Annotated in this window: 16 protein-coding genes and 1 rRNA gene; 14 read left to right on the forward strand and 3 right to left on the reverse strand. The window is 34.1% G+C overall.

The genetic code is table 11. From position 1 onward, the window contains the following. Nucleotides 1-471 precede the first annotated feature (471 nt). The 9 genes from N4A68_00940 to N4A68_00980 all read left to right on the forward strand — a co-directional run bounded on the left by N4A68_00940 (nt 472) and on the right by N4A68_00980 (nt 14,558). Nucleotides 472-1,497 (forward strand): LacI family transcriptional regulator, encoded by a 1,026-nt coding sequence (locus tag N4A68_00940; GenBank protein MCT4562884.1) that lies wholly within the window; start codon nt 472-474, stop codon nt 1,495-1,497. A gap of 373 nt (nt 1,498-1,870) precedes the next feature. Further along, nucleotides 1,871-3,250 carry an ABC transporter substrate-binding protein gene (locus tag N4A68_00945; protein MCT4562885.1) on the forward strand — a complete coding sequence of 460 codons (1,380 nt, stop codon included), beginning with the start codon at nt 1,871-1,873 and terminating at the stop codon, nt 3,248-3,250. 61 nt (nt 3,251-3,311) lie between these two features. Then, nucleotides 3,312-4,178 carry a sugar ABC transporter permease gene (locus tag N4A68_00950; protein MCT4562886.1) on the forward strand — a complete coding sequence of 289 codons (867 nt, stop codon included), beginning with the start codon at nt 3,312-3,314 and terminating at the stop codon, nt 4,176-4,178. Then, complete coding sequence (locus N4A68_00955) at nt 4,178-5,005, forward strand: carbohydrate ABC transporter permease (protein ID MCT4562887.1); 828 nt, start codon at nt 4,178-4,180, stop codon at nt 5,003-5,005. Before N4A68_00950 ends, N4A68_00955 begins: the two co-directional genes overlap by 1 nt. Before the next feature lie 15 nt (nt 5,006-5,020). Beyond that, a complete protein-coding gene (locus N4A68_00960; protein ID MCT4562888.1) occupies nt 5,021-7,189 on the forward strand; it encodes a DUF5110 domain-containing protein in 2,169 nt (722 codons plus the stop codon). Then, nucleotides 7,186-8,664 carry a 4-alpha-glucanotransferase gene (gene malQ, locus N4A68_00965; protein MCT4562889.1) on the forward strand — a complete coding sequence of 493 codons (1,479 nt, stop codon included), beginning with the start codon at nt 7,186-7,188 and terminating at the stop codon, nt 8,662-8,664. The genes N4A68_00960 and malQ overlap by 4 nt, the downstream gene beginning before the upstream one ends. A gap of 8 nt (nt 8,665-8,672) precedes the next feature. Beyond that, nucleotides 8,673-11,066 (forward strand): glycogen/starch/alpha-glucan phosphorylase, encoded by a 2,394-nt coding sequence (locus tag N4A68_00970; protein MCT4562890.1) that lies wholly within the window; start codon nt 8,673-8,675, stop codon nt 11,064-11,066. A 304-nt stretch (nt 11,067-11,370) separates the two neighbouring features. Next, a complete protein-coding gene (locus N4A68_00975; GenBank protein ID MCT4562891.1) occupies nt 11,371-12,012 on the forward strand; it encodes a lactate utilization protein in 642 nt (213 codons plus the stop codon). A 104-nt stretch (nt 12,013-12,116) separates the two neighbouring features. Continuing rightward, nucleotides 12,117-14,558 (forward strand): carboxypeptidase-like regulatory domain-containing protein, encoded by a 2,442-nt coding sequence (locus N4A68_00980; GenBank protein ID MCT4562892.1) that lies wholly within the window; start codon nt 12,117-12,119, stop codon nt 14,556-14,558. Nucleotides 14,559-14,623: 65 nt separating this feature from the next. Here N4A68_00980 and N4A68_00985 read toward each other — a convergent pair whose 3' ends face one another. The 3 genes from N4A68_00985 to pyrB form a co-directional block, all read right to left on the reverse strand. Continuing rightward, nucleotides 14,624-15,904 carry an NCS2 family nucleobase:cation symporter gene (locus N4A68_00985; GenBank protein MCT4562893.1) on the reverse strand — a complete coding sequence of 427 codons (1,281 nt, stop codon included), beginning with the start codon at nt 15,902-15,904 and terminating at the stop codon, nt 14,624-14,626. Nucleotides 15,905-16,145: 241 nt separating this feature from the next. Then, nucleotides 16,146-16,574, reverse strand: a complete 429-nt coding sequence (locus N4A68_00990; GenBank protein ID MCT4562894.1) for an aspartate carbamoyltransferase regulatory subunit — start codon at nt 16,572-16,574, stop codon at nt 16,146-16,148. A 1-nt stretch (nt 16,575) separates the two neighbouring features. Then, nucleotides 16,576-17,505, reverse strand: a complete 930-nt coding sequence (gene pyrB, locus N4A68_00995) for an aspartate carbamoyltransferase (GenBank protein MCT4562895.1) — start codon at nt 17,503-17,505, stop codon at nt 16,576-16,578. Nucleotides 17,506-18,173: 668 nt separating this feature from the next. Here pyrB and N4A68_01000 point away from each other — a divergent pair. The 5 genes from N4A68_01000 to N4A68_01020 all read left to right on the forward strand — a co-directional run. Continuing rightward, nucleotides 18,174-19,454 carry a dihydroorotase gene (locus N4A68_01000; protein ID MCT4562896.1) on the forward strand — a complete coding sequence of 427 codons (1,281 nt, stop codon included), beginning with the start codon at nt 18,174-18,176 and terminating at the stop codon, nt 19,452-19,454. 1 nt (nt 19,455) lies between these two features. Then, nucleotides 19,456-20,397, forward strand: a complete 942-nt coding sequence (gene pyrF / locus N4A68_01005) for an orotidine-5'-phosphate decarboxylase (GenBank protein MCT4562897.1) — start codon at nt 19,456-19,458, stop codon at nt 20,395-20,397. A 13-nt stretch (nt 20,398-20,410) separates the two neighbouring features. Further along, nucleotides 20,411-21,196: a dihydroorotate dehydrogenase electron transfer subunit gene (locus tag N4A68_01010; protein ID MCT4562898.1), complete on the forward strand. Its 786-nt coding sequence runs from the start codon at nt 20,411-20,413 to the stop codon at nt 21,194-21,196. Further along, on the forward strand, nt 21,189-22,112 hold the full coding sequence (locus tag N4A68_01015; GenBank protein MCT4562899.1) for a dihydroorotate dehydrogenase: 924 nt from the start codon (nt 21,189-21,191) through the stop codon (nt 22,110-22,112). The genes N4A68_01010 and N4A68_01015 overlap by 8 nt, the downstream gene beginning before the upstream one ends. Before the next feature lie 391 nt (nt 22,113-22,503). After that, a 16S ribosomal RNA gene (locus N4A68_01020) occupies nt 22,504-22,616 on the forward strand; the annotation flags it as partial.

Genomic DNA, 22,616 nt, shown 5'->3' on the forward strand with positions numbered 1-22,616 from the left:
ATTAATAGAATTTAAACAAGTACCCCTGTGGTGATCTAATTAATATCTTCTAAAAAATTAAATGCATCATCTAAGCCCTTTAGTTTGTCAAGGTTATAATCTATTTTCACCAATTCCAATGGAGAAGTGGAATTAGTAAAAATAGACTTAACTATTCTAATGTTTTTACTTTTATATTTATGTGAGCAAATTGCATAATTACTTTCTATAAAAACCACCTATCCCATGTAGTTAGTTTTAAAATCCCAATAGCTGTCTACTTTGTAACATGTCACCTCCTAGTATATCTAAAATTCAATATTCTTAATTAGGAATATATATCCTAACATACCTAATTTACATTTACTGGTTAACAAACCTAAAAGTACAAAAAAGTATTTGCCAATTTATTAAATTATGATACAATAAAAATATATTTTGGAAACGTTTCCAGTAACGTTTCCGATAACGTTACCAAGAAAGAGGTTGGATATGAAAAATCTAAATATCAAGGATATAGCTAAAATTGCAGGAGTTGGAGTTAGTACCGTATCTCGTGTTATCAATAATCATCCCGATGTAAAGGCACAGACTAGGGAAAAAGTATTGCAGATAGTAGAAGAATATAATTATATACCCAATAATAGTGCAAGAAACTTAAAAAGAAGTGATTCAAAAAATATAGGTGTTTTAGTTAAGGGAATTCATAATCCATTTTTTTCAAAGATAGTTCAATCCATAGAGCAAAGGATAGACGAAGAAGGATACTCTTTGATACTTCATTATAGTACTGGGGATTGCAATTCTAATGACATAGAAGCTGCTATTGAACTTGTAAAAGAAAAAAAATTAAAGGGCTTAATTTGTCTTGGAGGAGACTTTGATGATTTAAATGAAAGTCAGCTAATAGATTTAGAAGTTCCCATTGTACTATCATCCACCAGTATTTTTGAAAATGCAAACAAGGAAAACTTTTCTAGCGTGATTATAGCAAATGAACAGTCTGCTTTTGAGGCGGTTAAGTATTTATGTGAGTTAGGACATGAAAAGATAGGAATTATTAGTACTGGGTCAGAGGATAGAAGTATAGGTAAACTTAGATTTCAGGGTTACAAAAAAGCTTTGGCTAAAAAACAAATAGAATATAACGAAGAGTTTTTAGAAATTGGAGAGTATACATTTGAATCTGCATTTAATGCTATGAATAGATTACTAGATAAGGACTTGGGTTTGACGGCTGTTTTTGTTACTTCAGATATCATGGCCATAGGAGCTTCAAAGGCAATTCTTAGTAGGGGTCTAAGTATCCCCCATGATATTTCGGTAATGGGCTTTGATGGTATAGAGTATGCAGAATTTTTTCACCCTTCTATAACCACTGTAAAGCAGCCGGGACAGTGTATGGGAGAAAAAAGTGTGGAGATTTTATTTAACTTGATAAAAAAGAAGGGCAAGCATCAGCATATAGTTTTAGAAACAGAACTACTTGAAAGAGAATCCTGTAAAAAATTGATATAAAGGTAGATAAGTATATCTTAGAGCTATAAATATTTCAATCAATGCTCTTATTTTTATAGGTGAGCAAATTGCATAATTACTTTCTATAAAAACCATCTACTACATGTAGTTTTAAAATCCTCAAAGCTATACCATCAAATATGCTTATATCTTAAGTAATTAAATTAAGGATGATATTCGCATATGCAATTGTGCCAAGTAAGAGTTATGCAATTTCCTTAGGTATAACTTTAATTCAAAAAAATAAAATTACTATAAAGAAGGGAGGTATGTAACTAAGTTTTCCATAGCACAGGGGGAAATTATTAAAGGGCATATCTAAATTATGACGAAATGAAAATCTTAAAAAAGTAGGGTGAAGAGGGGGATAACAATGAAAGGATCAAAAAAATTTTTAGCAGTAGGTGTTTTAATTATATTTATTTTTTCTAGTATTTTAACAGCTTGTACATCTCAAACAACAAATGATGCACCGGCACCTGCGGAGGAGTCAAAGCCGGCAGAGGAACAAAAGGCTGAAGAACCAACCAAAAATGAAACTGCAGAAGTAGATATTTTCCAATTCAAGGTTGAAATTGCACAGGAATTAGAAGCAGCTGCCATAGAATATGAAAAAACTCATCCAAATGTTAAAATCAACATTCAAACAGTTGGTGGTGGAGATGACTACGGTGCAGCCCTAAGGGCTAAATTTCAATCAGGTACTGAACCAGATATCTATAATGTTGGTGGGCCACAGGATATAAAGGACTGGATGGAAAAATTAGAGGATTTATCAGATCAGCCATGGGTTGACTTAGCCCTTGATGGCATTTTATCCGGTGCAACTGTGGAAGGCAAAATATATGCTTTACCATTCAATATTGAGGGCTATGGATTTGTTTATAATAAAGCTATATTTGAGGATGCAGGAATAGACCCTTCAACAATAGTGGATTTTGCTAGTTTAGAAAATGCAGTTAAAGTATTGGATAAAAAAATAAAATCCGGTGAATTAAAGGATAAATATCCTCTTTTAGAAGCAGTATTTGAATACGCAGTCAAGGAAACCTGGGTAACTGGATTACATACCTCTAATACAGCACTTTCTCAAGAATTTGCCAGCTCTTTAGATTCATTTGCAGCGGATAAGCTTGAATTTAAATATTCAGATGGACTAAAGGATATAATCGATTTACAAGTAAATTACTCTGCACATGCTGATTCAAAGGCAAAATTAAATGCAGTGGATTATGCTACACAGGTCGATGAGGGTATAGCAATTGAGAGAGTTGCAATTATTCAGCAAGGCAACTGGATATTTGGGGGAGTTAATGATATTGATGAAAATGTAGCTAAAAACTTAGATATCCTACCTATGCCTATTAAAGGAGCTAAAGAAGATTCAATTCCTGTGGGAGTTCCTATGCATTGGGCAGTCAATAAAGACAGTAATGATGCAGACAAGGAAGCCGCTAAGGAATTCTTAAATTGGTTATATACTTCTGATGCAGGAAAGGACTACGTAGTAAATAAATTCTTCTTTATTCCTCCTTTGAAGGGATACGATGGATTAGAACCAAAGGACCCACTAGGAAAGGCTGTCAAGAGATATGCGGGAGAAGGAAAAACAATGCCTTGGGTATTCATGGGATATCCAACTGGTTGGGGTATGGAAGTACTTGGAACAGAAATTCAAAAATACCTGTCAGATGAGGTGACTTGGGAAGAGTTAGTCACTAACTCCAGGGCTAAGTGGGAGGAACTAAGATAAAATAATAGATCTAATCTGTGGGGGATGAAAATCCCCCTCAAAATATATATAGGAGGTCGACATGAAAAGTTCTAGGCTATGGTTTTGTGTTTTTGTTCTCCCAATATTATTTGCTTTTATGATTGTTGTAATTATTCCTATGTTCATGGGTATTTATTACTCCTTTACCGACTGGAATGGAATAATAAATGATCCCAATTGGGTGGGACTTAATAATTATATAGAAGTATTAAAAAATGATAAGGATTTTATAGAATCCTTTAAATTCACTGCTAAATTTGCATTAGTATCAGTATTAGTCATTAATTTCATTGGATTTGGATTAGCCCTTCTTGTTACAAGAAATTCAAAGCTAAATAATATTTTAAGAAGTATATTCTTTATGCCAAATTTGATTGGGGGATTGATTCTTGGATTTGTATGGCAGTTTATTTTCACAAAGGCATTCAATTCCATTGGAGGTAAGCTTGGACTAGGCTTCTTAGAAGGCTGGTTGTCAACTACATCCACTGGCTTTTGGGGATTGGTTATATTAATGTCATGGCAGCTTTCCGGATATATGATGATAATATATATAGCAGCATTGCAAAGTATCCCCCAGTCCCTTAAGGAAGCCGCAAAAATAGATGGAGCAAATGCCTTCCAAAGGCTGAAAAATATAATTATACCTTTAGTTGCTCCAGCCTTTACAGTGGGATTGTTTTTGACTCTATCTAATTCATTTAAGCTTTTCGACCAAAATTTATCCCTTACAAATGGGACACCCCATAACTCAACTCAGATGTTAGCCTTAAATATTTATAAAACTGCCTTTACCTTTAATAAGTTTGGGTTAGCTCAAGCTAAAGCAGTGATGTTTTTAATAACCGTAGCTGTAATTACCTTAACTCAAATATATTATAGCAAGAAAAGGGAGGTAGAAATGTAATGGAAAATAGTAGGATGAAAAGAATTGGACTACCATTTTTAAGTAGTTTATTGGCAGTATTATTTTTATCCCCCTTATATATAGTATTTACAAATTCCTTCAAAACTCAAAAAGGTATATTTTTAAATGTCATGAGTTTGCCCTTTGGGAAATATTTTAGCCCAGGCAATTATACTGAGTCCTTTAAACAGCTTGATTTTATTCGATCATTTTTTAATTCCTTGTTTATTACAATTTCAAGTACCCTTATAATCATTATATTCGCCTCAATGGCTGCATGGATGCTGGTGAGAACAAAGAGTAAATTCAGTACCTTCTTATTCTTTCTATTTGCCGGGGCCATGCTTATACCCTTTCAATCAGTAATGCTGCCCCTAATAAGGTTAATGGGTAAACTAAATCTTTTAAATCCATTTGGACTTATATTCATGTATCTTGGATTTGGATCGAGCCTCTCTATAATACTATATCATGGTTTTATTAAGGGGATACCAAAGGAATTGGAGGAAGCTGCTACTATAGATGGATGTAATAGATTTGAGGTTTTTTGGTATATTGTATTTCCATTGCTAAAGCCCATAACAGTTACAGTTAGTATTTTAAATGCCATGTGGATATGGAATGATTTTCTATTACCTCAGCTTGTAATTAATAAACCTGAGTGGCATACAATCCCACTTAAGATGTTTTTCTTCTTTGGTCAATTTTCTAAGAAGTGGCATCTAGCATTAGCTGGTCTTGTAATAGCTATGATTCCAATTATTATATTTTATTTATTCGCCCAAAAACATATTGTCAAGGGTGTTACCGACGGGTCTATTAAATAGTTGGAGGGGATAGAAGTGATAGCATATGAAATTATTGATGGGGTGGTAAAATACAGATTTGGGAACCCTATTTCAACCCATGCCGTAGTATTAAAGGGTAATGAAATAAAAAAGCAAGAACTTCGGTATTTTGCCCTAGAAAATAATGAAATCACTAAATTGAAATATAAAATGGACGAAGGAGATATAATCTTAGGACTTGGTGAAAATCAGAAAGGAATAAACAAGCGAGGGGGGATATTTGAAGCCTATTGTTCCGATGATCCAATACATACCCCGAATAAAAAATCATTATATGGAGCCCATAATTTTTTAATAGTAGATGGAACTAATAGATTCGGTATCTTTATTGATTATCCAAGTAAAATTGTGTTTGACATAGGATTTACCCACAAGGATAAACTGGAAATAGCCATACCGAATAAAAATTTTGATTTATATATTATAGATGGTAAAAGCTTAAGGGATATAGTTACAAAGTTTCTAAAAATAATTGGGAAAAGCTATATACCTCCTAAATGGGCCTTTGGATTTCAACAGTCAAGATGGAGTTATCCCGATGCAAGGAAGATATATGAGACAGCAAATAATTTTATAGAAAATGATATACCATGTGACTCCATATATTTGGACATTGATTATATGGAGGATTTTAAAGATTTTACTATTAGCAAGGAGAGATTTCCTCAATTTAAAAGCTTAGTAGGGGAAATAAAGGAAAAAGGATTTAGACTGATTCCAATAATAGATGCTGGGGTGAAAATAGAAGAGGGTTATGAAATCTATGAGGAGGGTATAAAAAAGGGCTATTTCTGCGTTGATGAAAAAGGCGACCCCTTTGTAGCAGCAGTTTGGCCTGGCAAGGTACATTTTCCAGACTTCTTAAATAAAGAAGCTCGTAAATGGTTTGGTCTAAAATACAGGATGCTAATAGATCTAGGTATAGAGGGCTTTTGGAATGATATGAATGAACCGGCCATTTTTTATACTGAGAAGGGTTTAAAAGAGGCTATAGACCATTGTGAGGAATCGAAAAATAAAAATCTGAATATATATTCCTTTTTCGCTTTAAAGGATTCATTTATAAACCTATCAAATAATGCTAGGGACTACAAAGGCTTTTATCATGATATTGATGGTCAGCTTGTGAACCATGATAGTGTCCATAACCTATACGGCTATAACATGACTAAAGCCGCTGCTGAAGGTTTTAAAGAAATAGATTCGAATAAAAGATTTTTGATGTTTTCTAGAGCATCATATATAGGTATGCATAGATATGGAGGGATCTGGACAGGAGATAATCATTCATGGTGGGATCACATACTTCTAAATATAAGGATGATGCCGTCCCTCAATATGTGTGGATTTCTTTATTCTGGTGCAGATACTGGGGGCTTTGGTGGGGATGCAAATGCCCAGTTATTAATAAGGTGGACACAATTCAGTTTATTCACACCACTTTTCCGAAATCATTCTGCAATAGGAACCAGAAAACAAGAGCCCTATGCCTTTGATATAGAGAGTACCGATATACTAAGATCTGCTATAAGATTGAGATATGCACTACTGCCATATATATATTCAGAATACATGAAAGGGGCGAGAAATCACGATGTCTATTTTGCTCCACTCTCATTTGAGTATGATGATAAGTACTCAAAGCATGTTGAGGATCAATTGTTGGTTGGAGCATCTATGATGATATCCCCCATATATGTAGAAAATGCCATTGGAAGGCATGTATGGCTACCCGAAGAAATGCTTTTATGGAAGGCCAATGATTATCATAATAGATATTATAGTATCATGGAAAAAGGTCATACATATATTGATATTAATATAGATGAAATACCAATTTTCATTAGAAAAAATAAAATGATTATCTTTGGTAAGCATGCTAATAATGTTGAAAAGCTAGATAATAAAGAGCTTTATGTAGTAGCCTTTGTTGAGGATAAAGCTAGTTATACCTACTATGATGATGATGGGGTTACCTATGACTTTGATAAAGGTGTATATTCTGAAATTGTTATTGATATTGAGAAAATAGATGGGGATTATAGGGTTGATATCAATAATAAAGGTAATAAATATGTTGAAAAATTAAATTTTGATATTGTAGATTTAAAAGGAAATATCACAAAGAAATCATTGGTGATAAATAAAGGGGACGTAAAATGATTGGAAGGGGTAGTGGAATATTATTGCATATTACTTCTTTGCCGAGTCCATATGGAATAGGAGACTTTGGTAAGCAGGCCTATAAATTTGTTGATTTTCTTGAAACCGCAGGGCAAAAATATTGGCAAATACTGCCCCTGGGAACCACTGGATATGGAGATTCACCATATCAATCCTTCTCTGCTTATGCTGGCAATCCATATTTTATTGATTTTGATCTGTTGATTGAAGAAGGACATTTGCGAAAAGAGGATATGGAAAATATAGATTTCGGTGATGACCATAGAAAAGTCGATTATGAAAAGATATTCAATAATAAAATGACCATTTTAAGGTGTGCTTACCATAAAGCTAAAGAAAGTATCAAGGAAGAAATGCTTATATTTAAAGAAGAAAATATTTATTGGATAGATGAATACTCCTTATATATGACTATTAAAACGAGCTTTGGGTTAAAATCCTGGCGGCAATGGGATGAGGATATAAAAATAAGAAAACCTAAAGCCATAGAATATTATAAAAAGAATTATGAAGATGAAATAAACTTCTGGGTTTATCTACAGTATGAGTTCTTCAAGCAGTGGAATAGTCTAAAGAAATATGCCAATAGCAAGGGCATAAGGATTATAGGAGATATTCCCATATATGTTGCCGAGGATAGTGCAGATGTATGGGCTAATAGTGAATTATTCTTGTTAGATAATCAGTATAAACCTATAAAGGTCTCCGGATGTCCTCCCGATGCTTTCTCTGAAACAGGTCAGCTTTGGGGAAATCCTATATACAATTGGAGTGTAATGGAGAAAAGGGGGTTTAGATGGTGGATTGAAAGAATTCAAGCCAATTCTAGGCTTTACGACATTACACGTATAGACCATTTTAGAGGATTTGAATCCTATTGGGAGATACCATATGGGGATGAGACTGCCATAAATGGAAGATGGGTCAAGGGGCCAGGAATAAAACTCTTTAATGGGATCAAGGATGCCCTTGGTGAGATTGATATAATCGCTGAGGACCTTGGGTATCTTACCGAAGAAGTAATTAGTTTTAGAGAAGAAACAGGATTTCCAGGAATGAAGGTATTGCAGTTTGCATTTGACACCCGCGAAGAAAGTGACTATCTCCCCCATAATTATGAAAAAAATTGTATTGTTTATACTGGAACCCATGATAATGATACGGTGGACGGATGGTTTGAGAATTCAAATATTGATGATGTAAAACACGCTATTAAGTATTTAAATCTAAAAGAAGAGGAAGGTTATAATTGGGGATTCATCAGAGGGGCATGGAGTTCAGTTGCCAATATTGCCATTGCTCAAATACAGGATTTTTTAGGCCTAGGAAGTGAAGCAAGGATGAATATACCTTCAACGCTAGGTGGAAACTGGTTGTGGAGACTTAAAGAAGGTGAATTAGATCATGAACTAGCTGAAAGAATATATCAAATAACTAAACTTTATGGAAGGTAGGAACAGCAATGCTTGATAGGGAAGGATTTAAAGATAGTATAAAAAGAATTCTCAAGATGGATTTTGGTAAAACCTTAGATAAGTCAGAGGGCTATCAAAAATACAATGGGGTTGCAAAGGCTTTAATGGAAATGATAATAGATGATTGGAATAAAACTGAGGAGGAATATTGTAGGGTGAAGCAGGCCCATTACTTTTCAGCTGAATTTTTAATGGGAAGGGCTTTAGGCAACAACTTAATTAATCTAGGGGTTTATGACGAGGTTAAAGACATCTTAGAAGAATTAGGTATAGATATTAATGACCTTGAAGAAATAGAAGAGGATGCAGGCTTAGGAAATGGTGGACTTGGAAGACTTGCAGCATGTTTTTTAGATTCCTGTGCCACAAAAAATATGCCGGTTACTGGGTATGGTATTAGGTACAGCCATGGAATCTTTGAGCAGAAATTTCAAAATGGATTTCAGGTTGAACAGGGAGATAACTGGTTAAAATATGGTGATCCTTGGTCCATAAGGCGTGGTGAGGATGCAGTAATAGTTAGATTTAATGATAGTGAAGTAAGGGCTGTTCCCTACGACACTCCTATTATTGGGTACGGTACAAATAATATTAATAGGCTTAGATTATGGAAGTGTGAACCCGTAAAGGAGTTTGACTTCAATTTATTTAATTTACAGCAGTATGATGAAGCCGTAAAGGAAAAAAATAGAGCCGATGATATATCCAGAGTTTTATATCCAAATGATTCAGAAGTAAAGGGTAAAATTCTAAGACTTAAGCAGCAGTATTTTTTTGTCTGTGCATCTCTTCAAGATTTGGTTAAAAAATTCAAACGTAGATTTGGAAGAAAATTTGAATTTTTTCCAGAGTACAATGCCATACAGCTTAACGATACCCATCCAGTGGTGGCTATACCAGAACTTATGAGGATATTAGTTGACGATGAAGATATAGCTTGGGAAAAGGCATGGGAGATCACACAAAAAACCTTCTCATATACAAATCATACAATACTTTCAGAGGCTTTAGAACAATGGGATAGTACACTTTATGAAGAAATTTTACCTAGAATTTATGAAATAATAGAAGAAATAGATGAAAAGTTTGTGAAAGAGTTGAGTGTAAAGAATTATAATGATAAGAAAATAGAGGATATGAGAATTATATCCCATGATAAGATAAAGATGGCTTGGTTAGCCATACATGGGACCCATACCACTAATGGAGTTGCAAAGCTTCATACGGATATATTAAAGAATCAAGAACTAAGGGAATGGTATAAGCTTTATCCAGATAGATTTCAAAATAAGACCAATGGAATTACCCCCAGAAGATGGATGGCTTTATGTAACAAAGAATTATCAGGACTAATAACAGAATTGCTGGGGTCTAATAAATGGATTACAAATCTTGACATGCTAAATCAATTGGAAAAGTATGCAGATGATGAGAATATACTTGAAAAGTTTCTATATATAAAACAAAGAAAAAAGAATCAATTAGCAAAATATATTAAAGAGCATGAGGGTATTGAAATTGATCCCAGTTCTATATTTGATATACAAATAAAGAGATTACATGAGTACAAGAGACAATTATTAAATGCCTTTCACATCTTAGACCTATACTATAGGTTAAAGGAAAATCCAGATTTAGATATCATACCTAGAACCTTTATATTTGGGGCCAAGGCAGCTCCCGGATACACAAGGGCAAAGGCCATAATTAAATTCATAAACGAAATTGCAGGTCTTGTTAACAAAGACCCTACGACAAATAAAAAGCTTAAGGTTGTATTTGTTCAAAATTATCGAGTCTCCTATGCAGAGAAGCTTTTTCCCGCAGCAGATATATCACAACAAATTTCAACTGCTGGGAAGGAAGCATCGGGTACTGGTAATATGAAGTTCATGCTAAATGGTACTCCTACAATAGGGACCTTTGATGGAGCAAATGTTGAAATAGTAGAAGAAGCAGGAGAGGAAAATAACTTCATATTTGGAGCAAGGGTAGAAGAAATAAAGGAGCTTGAGAAGAGCTATGAGCCAAAGGAATATTATGCAAAGGTACCAGGGCTCAAAAAGGTGGTAGATACATTAATTGATGGAACCTTTGATGATAGTGGAACAGGTGTCTTTGAGGAGTTACATGATTCCCTATTAAAGGGAGCCCCTTGGCATAAACCCGATAATTACTTTGTTTTCAGGGATTTCAACGAATATAGGGAAGCACAGCTAAAGCTTGATAAAGCCTATAGAAATAGACTCCAGTGGGCCAAAAAATGCTGGATAAACATGATCAGTGCAGGCAAATTTAGCAGTGATAGAACTATTTTAGAATATGCAAGGGAAATCTGGGATATAGAAGCTAACAAGATTAGTGAAAGTTATCTCAAATAATAATTTCTATACGATGATCTGATAATAAAGTTCATTAATAAAAAATTTCTATTACTGACTTAAGTCTTATGTCTGTAATAGATTGTTTTTATAGAAAGTAATTATGCAATTTCCTCTATTGAGCAAATTGCATAATTACCTTCTGCAAAAACTATCTACTATATATAGTTAAAAACCTTAAGAACTATACCATATATATTATGCAATTCTGCCAAGTAAGAGTTATGCAATTTCCTCTATTGAAAAGAATGTGAAGTATATTTATACTAGAAGGGTAAAGAGTTTTATAGGAGGAGAGAGTTTTATGGATAATAATGTGAAATTTGTAGTGGAAAAAAGGGTTCTGAGAACTATAGAAAATTTAGAAAAAAATAATATGAAGGGTCACTTTGTTCAAGACGAAAAAGAAGCAGTAAATAAAATTGATCAATTAATAAAGGAAGGAGATATGGTATCGACTGGAGGATCCATGACATTATTTGAAACAGGAGTTATAGATTTTTTGAGAAATGGTAAATACAACTTTTTAGATAGATACAAAGAAGGGTTAACTCCAGAGGATATAAAGGATATATATATAAAGAGCTTTGCTGCCGATGCTTACTTCACAAGTAGTAATGCCATTACAGAAGAGGGAGAACTCTATAACGTTGATGGCAGGGGAAATAGAGTCGCAGCAATGATATATGGACCTGATAAGGTGATAGTAGTTGTAGGTGTTAATAAAATAGTTAGGGACTTAGATGAAGCCATCATGAGAAATAGAGAATGGGCAGCCCCTGCCAATGCAAAGAGGTTAAATAGAAAGACTCCATGTTCAGAGGTTGGATACTGTATGGACTGTAGTAGCAAGGATAGAATTTGCAGTGAATATGTCACCATAAAGAGACAGATGGACTCAGACAGAATCCATGTAATAATAGTTAATAAAGAGTTAGGGTATTAATTAGGGGAAACCCTTAGAACTTAAAATTTACAACTTAGAACTTAGAACTTAGAACTTAGAACTACAAAAGCCCTATTAGACGCTTTTGTTGTGGGGGGAAGACTATGAAGGAGAAGCAGAAATTAACTTCAAAAAAGCCTATACTAATACTTGGTTTTTCCATAATTCTATTATTTTGTTTTTTATCATGGGATAAAATATACTATGTTGTCGATAAGAATTTCGAAAAGGTAGGAAGTGGAGAAACGGATAGTGGATATTATCATAGGATTGCCAGCGGCTTTAATAAAAAAAGTACTGCAATGAAACGTGGAAGTTTACAGATAAAAGATTTAGTAGATAACGATAGTGATTTTGGTTATTTTGGTTATTTTATGAATAACATGAGGATTAGTTCTAATGGCAGCGGAACCGGTGGGACAACTATTTCTATAGGCAGCCTTGAAAATGCAAATGAGGATTATAGGCTTATTAAAGACAGCAATAAAAAAAGTGATGAGCTAGGAGAATATGAGCTGGGTGTAAGTATTTTGAATTGGTTTGGTGGAAACTCAGATAATGCCATTAAAATCCTAGAGAATGTTGACTATCTCAAAGATGAAGAGTTAAAAACTACTAGAAACTTAAATTTAGCTGCAATGTATATAGGACTTAGTAGATTTGAAGAAGCAGAGAACCTACTAATCAAAGACTTTAAAGAAAATGATTTATATAACTATTTTAAAAGGGATATGCTTGCATATATATATTTCTTTAGGGGCGAAAATGATAGGTTTGAGAAAATCATTTCATATAAATATGATACCCTAAAGCTTGAGGGAAATAGTATCAAGGGTGTTAAGTTTGATGAAGAAGAAAAATATAGATTAAGAGGAAATTTAGATGATGAAATAGATAAACTAAACCCATATTTACAGCTTTTTGGTGAACTTCAACGGATATTTGAGGATATTGAATATAACCAAAAAGAACATGAAAATATGAAAAGCACAAATAATGCTTTAACCGGATATGTAAGCTATAATGGGGATCCACTAAGAGGAGTAGTAGTATATGTCAAAAGCACTAAAAATCAGGGGATGAGCTTGGGTGGGTTCGTTGATATGGGGATATATGGAACAACCGATAAAAATGGAAGATATGAGATTAAAAATATTCCTAATGATAATTACGATATATGCCTATATGGAAGCTGGAATCAACTAAGAAGTAAGCAGGTTAAGTTTAAAAGTAAGCATATAGCCTTTGATGGAAATACAAAAATCAATGAAAACATTCAGCTTTATGATCCTATTAAACTAAAGAAACTAGAGTATATAGGTAAGGATAAAATCGAAGTAACTTGGGAAAATCCTGCTGGAAATGACTTTGAATACAGTGTGAAATTTGGTGAGATTCAAAATACTGATTATGGTGGAGAATATGCAAATCCTTCTTATGTTAATTCCATAATTACTAGAGAAAATTTCGCTTTAATTGATCTGTCCCAATTGAGGAAAGATTCATTAGGCAATATTTTTTCTTGGGGTAATGACTTTGTAGAGCCTTATCAAGTCATAGAGCCTTTTTATCATACCGGTAAATATGGGCTTATAATTAATGCATATCCTTTAAATAAGGATTATTCTTACTCTGGAAGTGACAATTACGGTATTTTTGCTAATAAACGTTATGACTCTATAGATATAGAAGGTAACGATTGGAATGAAGGAGATAAGCTGCTTTTAGAAAAAAGGTATCCAGAGGCCCTTAAGTGGTTTGAAAACAAGCTAGAGGAAGACATGGATGATATCCATGCAATGAAGGTTTTATCAACTATTTATTCTAAAGGATATAAGGGCAGGGAAGATGGTTTTGGATTGATTGGCAAAGATGTAAAGAAGGGGATAAAATATACCGAGCTATTAAAGGAAGACATAGGGGAGAAGGAATATATACTTTCTGTCCTGGGAGATTTATATAATTCAGATGGTCAGTATGAAAAGGCTCTAGAGTATTATTTGAAACTAGCTAAAGTTAAAGCTAAAGACTCATATTATGAATATAGTAGGGCAGGAAATATGTGTATGAAAATGAATAAATGGCACAAGGCCTTTGAATACTATAAGCTATATGTGTATAACTATGAGTATAAGGATTATGCTAAGGTTCTATTGGTAGGTATCCTTATGGATAATAAAGACGCTATTATTAAGTATAGCCATATGATAGAATCAGAAGAGTATGGATTAGACTATGGTGAGCTGTTTAATACTTATATAAATATGGACAGAGACAGATATAAAGAATTATATAACTCTATAAATGGAGAAGAGATTATTAGTGCTAAAGAGATATTAGAAAAGGATGAGTCCGAACTGGGGATTTTCTATAGAGGATTGTTACTTCTTTCCGAAATGCGTAGATTTGATGAGGAAGAGGAAAAAGATTATTATAGTTTATATAAGCTCCAACATAATGCTACACTAAAAAGCCTAATGAAGTATTTTGGACAAAAGGAGATTGTAAGTAATTTTGGAGAAAGAGGATATGACCCTGAAATATAATAAAAAATAAAAAAAGAAAGAAACTCATGAAAAAGAGTTTCTTTCTTTTTTATTATGATATATATTTATTGAGGCAATATTTTATTTAGGATTATACCAACTATAGCAGCTAGTGCCATACCTTCTAAAGTGAAGTTAACTATTCCCATGTGTATTGGTAATGCAGCACCACCTAAACCTAGTACAAGTATTACTGCAGATATTATCAGGTTTCTTGATTTTCCGAAGTCCACTTGATGTTCAACCAATGACCTAGCTCCAATTGATGCGATCATACCGAAAAGTATTATAGAAATACCTCCAACCACTGAAGTAGGTATTGTTTTAATCACTCCTCCCACCTTAGGCATTATACCCAAAATGATTGCAAATACTGCGGCTATTCTCACTATGGATGGATCGTGAACCTTTGTTAGGGCTAAAACGCCAGTGTTTTCTGAGTAGGTAGTGTTGGCAGGTCCACCAAACATTGCGGAGATAGAAGTTGCTAAACCATCGCCTATCAGTGTTCTATGAAGTCCAGGTTCTTTAACAAAATCTTTATTCACTGTGGTGCCTATAGCTAAAACATCTCCTATGTGTTCTATTACCGTTGCAATTGCTACGGGAGCCACTATCATAACAGTTTCTAGGCTGAATTTCGCCATTGTGAAGGCTGGTTTACCAACCCAAGCAGCTTCTTTCATAGGTGTGAAGTCCACATTTCCAGTTATAAGTGCTACAATATATCCACCGATAAGTCCTATGAGAACCGGTAAAACCTTTAGGAATCCTCTACCATATATACTAACTGCTGTAACTATACCAAAGCTTACTATTGCAAGTATCCAATTACTTGAAGCCATATCTATTGCCGTTGGTGCAAGTTTAAGACCTATTACCAATATGATTGGGCCTGTAACTATAGGAGGGAAGAAGCTAATAATTTTTTCTACTCCGAATACTGCTACCAGTGCTGCTATCATTAGATATATTATACCTGCTACAACCAATCCACCTTGAGCGTATGCCAAACCTTCACCCAATAAAGGACTTGCCAAGGCTTCTTCCGTAGTGGCTGCTCCCGTTTTTAATAATAGAACTGACAATATTGGAGCGATGAATGCAAAGGAAGAACCTAAGAAAGCCGGAACCTTTCCTTTAGTAACCGAATGAAATAATAGAGTCCCAATTCCGGCCATAAATAAGGCCACAGAAATGTTAAAGCCTGTAATAATAGGAACTAAAACCGTAGCACCAAACATTGTGAAAGTGTGCTGGATACCCAATATAATTTTTTTGTGTAAAGATATCTGGTTAAGATTTGTACCAATATCCTTTGGTGATAATGTATTATCGTTATTCATAATAAAACGCTCCCTTCTGTAAATAGGAAGTCCATGTTATGGACTTCCTTCAGGCTGCCTAAAAACCCGAATTTCTTCGTTGTTGCTTCACCCAAGAACCCTTACGTATGTCTGTATACGCTACGACCTCTCGGTTTCAGCACGCCTCGAACTTCGAATTGTTAGGTAGCCTGCCATCTTGTTGACTTTGTCAACAATCTGAGGAAGTCCATATTATGGACTTCCTTCAATTAAAACGCCGCTATATTTTATACTTTGTTATTTCATCGCAAAAGCTACATCTATATTCAAGCTTTTCCCTTGATACTAATTCAAAGGTTGGTTTCATATAATCATCAGAGTTTGTGATACAACGTGGATTCTTACATGTTAATAAACCTTCAACCTTTTCAGGGATAACAACCTTTTTCTTATCAATAACCTTTCCATTCTTAATGAAGTTGATTGATATATTTTCATCAATTAATCCCAATAGGTTTAGATCTACATCAAATGTATTTTCTATTTTTATTATGTCTTTTTTACCTAAAATCTTACTTTCCACATTGATTAATAAAACTACTGGACTCTCCGCTTTATAAAGCTGAAGCTTATTAAAGATTTTAAGACCATTCCCAGATTTGATATGATCAATAACTATACCGTTTTTTATTTGTTTTACCTCAAGCATTTTAATCCACCTCCAAGAGTTTCATAATAAGTGCCATTCTTACATATACACCCATTTTAGCTTGTTCAAAGTAGATTGCTCTTTTATCCCCATCCACTTCATAGGAAATTTCATTAACCCTTGGGAGTGGATGCATTATTATCATATCCTCTTTACCATTTTTTATTTTCTCGTTATCTAATATATAGGAATTTTTTAATTTTAAATAATCAGCTTCATTAAAGAAACGCTCTTTTTGAATTCTAGTCATATATAAAATATCAAGTTCTTCTATCACTTCATCTAAGTATCTGACTTCTTTAATTTCTACGTCATAATTATCCTTTAAGTATCTTTTAATTGATTCTGGCAAAGTCAATTCTTCTGGAGATATTAACACAAACTTTTTTGTATTGAATCTTGCCATAGTCTTAATGAGAGAATGAACGGTTCTTCCATATTTCAAATCGCCACAAAGCCCTATTACATGGTTTTGTAATCCATCCTTATATGTGTGAATTGTGAGAAGATCAGTAAGGGTTTGGGTTGGATGTAAGTGTCCCCCATCACCGGCATTGATTATTGGAATTTCTGAGTACATGGAGGCAAGCTTTGGAGTACCCTCCTTAGGATGTCTCATAACAGCTATATCTGCATAGTATGATATACATCTTATAGTATCTGCCACACTTTCACCTTTTTTTACTGAACTAGTATTAGCATCACTAAATCCTAGTACATTACCACCAAGTCTAAGCATAGCTGATTCAAAGCTGAATTTAGTTCTTGTGCTTGGTTCGAAAAACAAAGTTGCCATTATTTGTCCCCTACAGCTTTCAGCATAATTCCTTGGAGAATTATAGATTTTCTCTCCTAGCTTAACTAACTCTAAGATTTCTTCGTTGGTGTAGTCTGCAAGACTAATTAGGTGATTAACATTTTTTATGCCCATAATATCACTCCTCCTTGTTGACCTCCCTGGATCAAATTAAAGGTACTATTAAGTTTGAGGACATCGCGTCCCTTGATTTCGGCCACATTTTTCCCATAAAAGCGACCTATAATAAAAAAACCTTCTTTTCCATGAGGATAAAGAAGGTTTAATAATCTCAGCATAGTTTTTAGGTAGCCTTAACATTTGACATACCATTATCTATGTAATCTCTTATACCTTTTTAACCTCACAGGGCTAATTTAAAGGTTACGGCTTATTTACTTGTCGTACTAATGTTAACACACCGGAAAATTAATGTCAATAGAGGGAATTATATAATTTACCTATGGGTAAATTTACCTTTTAAAGCTTCGCCGAGTTCTTTTCAAAACTGCTTGCACTTTTTCAAACATTCTATGAATAATGGGAGGGTAAAATTGTTTGACATATTATTTTTTCTATGATAGTATTTAAAAAAATAAATATGAGCTGTACCTTTAAATTGGTCCAGAGAGGCCGGAAAGGTAAACGTTAGTATAGTATATAGGAATTATGCCTATAACTATAATAGGTAAGTCATGCCTTCCGCTTCTCTAAAAGTGGAAGGTTTTTTTGTTGTTAAAAGGTTAACTTAAACCTTAAAATCTCAAATACATTATATACACATTTATCTTGGAGGTGGAATTATGGAATTACTTATAAAAGGCGGTAGAGTTATAAATCCAAAGACCAAAACCGATGAGAAGCTAGATATACTTATAAGGGATAACGTAATAGTAGATATTAAAAGCAATATTGACGTAAAGAACAGAAAGATAATTGATGCATCGGGGATGATAGTAACACCAGGCTTTATAGATATACATGTGCATCTAAGAGAACCAGGATTTGAATATAAGGAAACTATAAAAACCGGAACCGAAAGTGCTGTGGCAGGAGGCTTTACTACGGTGGCATGTATGCCAAATACAAATCCAGCTATTCACTCAAAGGAGATTGTGGAATTTATAAAGGCTAAGGCCCATAAAGAAGGTAAAGCGAATGTTATGGTTATTGGAAGTATAACTAAGGATCTGGAAGGTGAAGAGCTTTCCCAGATGAATGAAATGTATGATTGTGGTATAGTAGCAATTTCAGATGATGGAAAAACTCCTATGAAGGAAGAAATAATGATAAAGGCTTTCAGAAAAGCCAAGGAGCTTGATATTCCTTTGATCTCACATTGCGAGGATCATAATCTATCAAAGGGTGGAAGCATAAACCAGGGGACAGCATCGGAAAGAACTAAGATAAAGGGTATCCCCGCAGCGGCGGAGCATTTAATAGTAAAAAGAGATATAGAATTATGTAAAAAGACGGACTCTAGGCTTCATATAGCCCATGTAAGCACGAAAGAATCAGTTGATTTGTTACGTAAAGCAAGAAATGAAAAGGTAAGGGTTACATCAGAAGTTGCACCCCACCATTTTACACTCACCGATGATATAATCACATCCCAAAATACCTACACTAAAGTAAATCCTCCAATAAGAAGTCATCAAGATGTAGATGCAGTAATTAATGGAATTTTAGATGGAACCATAGATATAATAGCTACTGACCATGCACCCCATGATAAGAATAGCAAAGACACCAGCTATGATAAAGCCGCATTCGGAATAACCGGTTTAGAAACGGCGTTTTCATTGAGCTATACCTATCTTGTAAAGAAAAACGAACTTCCATTAATGAAGCTTATTGAGATGATGACCATAAAGCCCGCTAAAATAATTGGCATAGATAAGGGGAGTTTAGAGATAGGTAAAGAGGCTGATATAGCAGTACTTGACCCTAATGAAGAATATATTATAGATTCAGATAAATTCTATTCAAAGGGTAAAAACACACCCTTTAATGGTTATAAAGTAATTGGTAAGCCAGTTTATACAATAGTTAGTGGGAAAATAGAATACGAAGGGGGTAAATAATATGTTTGTAAATAATTTGATTAAGGTTATTAAAGAAAAAAAGAGTCCCGTGGTTGTGGGGCTTGATCCAAGGATACAGCTTATACCAAGTATAGTTAAGGATAAATATTTTGATGAGTATGGTAAAACATTTAAGGCGGCGGCGGAAGCTATATTGGAGTTTAATAAAGAGATTATTGATAATGTTTGTGATGTAGCGGCGGCGGTAAAGCCCCAGATAGCATTTTATGAGCAATATGGAATAGAGGGGTTAAAGACATATAATGAAACATGTAAATATGCTTCTCAAAAAGGATTACTTATAATAGGAGATATAAAAAGAGGGGATATTGGGTCAACCTCCAAGGCTTACTCCAATGCCCATTTAGGGAAGACAGAAGTTGAAGGAGAAGACCTAGAGGCATTTTACTCCGATTCAATAACTGTAAACCCCTATCTAGGTGATGATTGCTTAAAGGAATTTGTAGGAGATATTGAAAGATACAATAAAGGAATGTTTGTTTTAGTTAAAACATCAAATCCCTCCTCAAGTCAGCTTCAGGATCTAGTAGTGGAAGGAAAGAAAATATATGAAAAGGTCGCTCATATGGTTGATGACTGGAGTAAACAATATATTGGAAAATTAGGTTATTCTTCCATGGGGGCAGTGGTTGGAGCCACTTATCCCGAGGAAGCTAAAAACCTTAGAAAATTGATGCCAAGCTCATATTTTCTTGTGCCAGGCTATGGGGCTCAAGGCGGAACAGCTGAAGATGTAATTCATTGTTTTAATAAGGATGGACTTGGAGCCGTAGTTAATTCTTCTAGAGGAATTTTATATGCATATGATAAAGAAGAAAAATGGACAGAAAAAGATTATGGTAGGGCTGCAAGGGAAGCAGCTATTAAAATGAGGGATGATATAAATACCACATTAGAAAAGCACTGCAAAAAATATTGGTAAGGAGGAATAAACTTTGAAGAAAAATTACTTATGTGAGATTCTTGAAAACAATCAAATAGCTGATAATATATATAAGATAAAGATAAAAAAACCAAACAGAAGCTTTGACATCAAGGCAGGACAATTTATAAATATTAAGTGTGGAGAAGGGGATTTCCCACTCCTCAGAAGACCTATTAGTATAGGATTATCAGATGAAGATAGTATGACGATTTATGTTAATAAGGTAGGCAAGGGAACAGAGCTTTTATGTGATAAAAGTAAAGGCGAATCTATTGATATCCTAGGGCCATTAGGTAATACCTTTAATATGAATATAGAAAAAGGCAATGTTCTTATTGTAGGGGGAGGAATTGGTACAGCCCCTTTACTTGAGTTAACTAAGACATTATCCAGTAAAAAAGATTTAAATATAAAAGTCATATTAGGATACAGAGACGAGCCTTTTATTGTAGAAGAATTTAAAAAATATACAAATGATATAATAGTAGTTTCAGAAAAAGAAGGGTTTGACCATAGGGGTTATGTAACTGTTCCACTTGAAAAGGAACTAAGAGAAAATAAGTATGATGAAGTTTTTACATGTGGGCCAGAGCCAATGTTAAAAAAGGTAAATAAAATATGCAAAGAAAATAACGTTATTGTACAGTTGCTATTAGAAGAAAGAATGGCCTGTGGCATAGGCGCATGTCTAGTATGTACATGTAAAACTAAAAGAGGCGATGATGATTGGAACTATGTCAGAACCTGTAAGGATGGACCGGTTTTCTATGGGGAAGAGGTGATATTCGATGAATAAGATAGATTTAAGTGTGGATTTAAATGGATTAAAGCTAAAAAATCCTATAACCGTTGCATCAGGCACCTTTGGGTTTGGTAGAGAATTTACTGATTATATGGATTTGAGTGATTTAGGAGGCATAATGGTGAAGGGATTAACCCTAGAAGAAAGAAAGGGAAATCCAGTACCTAGGGTAGCAGAAACGCCAATGGGGATGCTGAATAGTGTAGGACTTCAAAATCCTGGAGTAAAATATTTTATAAAGAATGAACTCCCGTTTTTAAATCAATATGATACAAAGGTTATAGCAAATATTAATGGAAATACCATAGAAGAATATTGTAAAATTGCTGATATTCTTTCCAAAACCTCAGTTGATTCCCTAGAGCTAAATATTTCATGTCCAAATGTGAAAGAGGGCGGAGTATCCTTTGGAAGAGACCCGGAAATGGTATATAAAGTTACAAAAAGTGTTAGAGAGTATGCGGACAAGCACTTAATCGTAAAGCTTAGTCCAAATGTAACTGATATAAAGGAAGTGGCAATAGCGGCAGAAAAGGCAGGTGCTGATTGCTTATCCCTTATTAATACCCTTATAGGTATGGTTATAGATATTGATAGGGAAACTACTATTCTTGCAAGGGGCATGGGAGGACTTTCAGGGCCAGCTATTAAACCTGTAGCTGTAAGAATGGTATATGAGGTATGTAGTGCTGTTTCTATACCGATCATTGGAATGGGTGGCATCATGAACTATAGAGATGGGGTAGAGTTTCTATTGGCTGGAGCAAATGCCATATCCGTAGGGACAGGTAATTTGATAAATCCAAACATCTGTATAGAAATTCTTAAAGGAATAGAAGAACATTTAAGGGGTAAGAGGTACAAATCAATTAAAGAAATCAAAGGAAAAGTAAAAATACCTAGTAAATAAATATTATAGAGTGAAAGCCATAAAAAGCAAAGTACCTTCAGGGATTTAGAAAAAATTAAATTGCTGAAGGTATTTTCTTTAAAATTTATGTATAAAAGTATGAAGAATGATAGATAATAATTGTGGTTATAAAATATATTATTTGTAACAAATTATTATATTGACACAAATAGTTTGATGTGGTAAACTATTAGTTGTCGCCAACAAAGAGTAGCGACAAAACACATTTTGAAATTAAGTAAAAAAAGTGTTGACAAAGAAAAAAAGATTTGATATAATAAATCTTGTCGCTGAAACAAGCGAAAAAAACTTTGGACATTGAAAACTAAACAGTGTAAGGAATTAAACCTTAGTTTGATAATTAATTCAAACTATAAAGAAACGCCAGTTTTATTTTAAGAGTTTGATCCTGGCTCAGGATGAACGCTGGCGGCGTGCTTAACACATGCAAGTCGAGCGGACCGATCTAAAGGAAGCCTTCGGGTGGAAAATAGTGAGGTTAGC

Origin of the sequence: Maledivibacter sp. (assembly GCA_025210375.1) — a bacterium.
Classification (GTDB): domain Bacteria; phylum Bacillota; class Clostridia; order Peptostreptococcales; family Caminicellaceae; genus JAOASB01.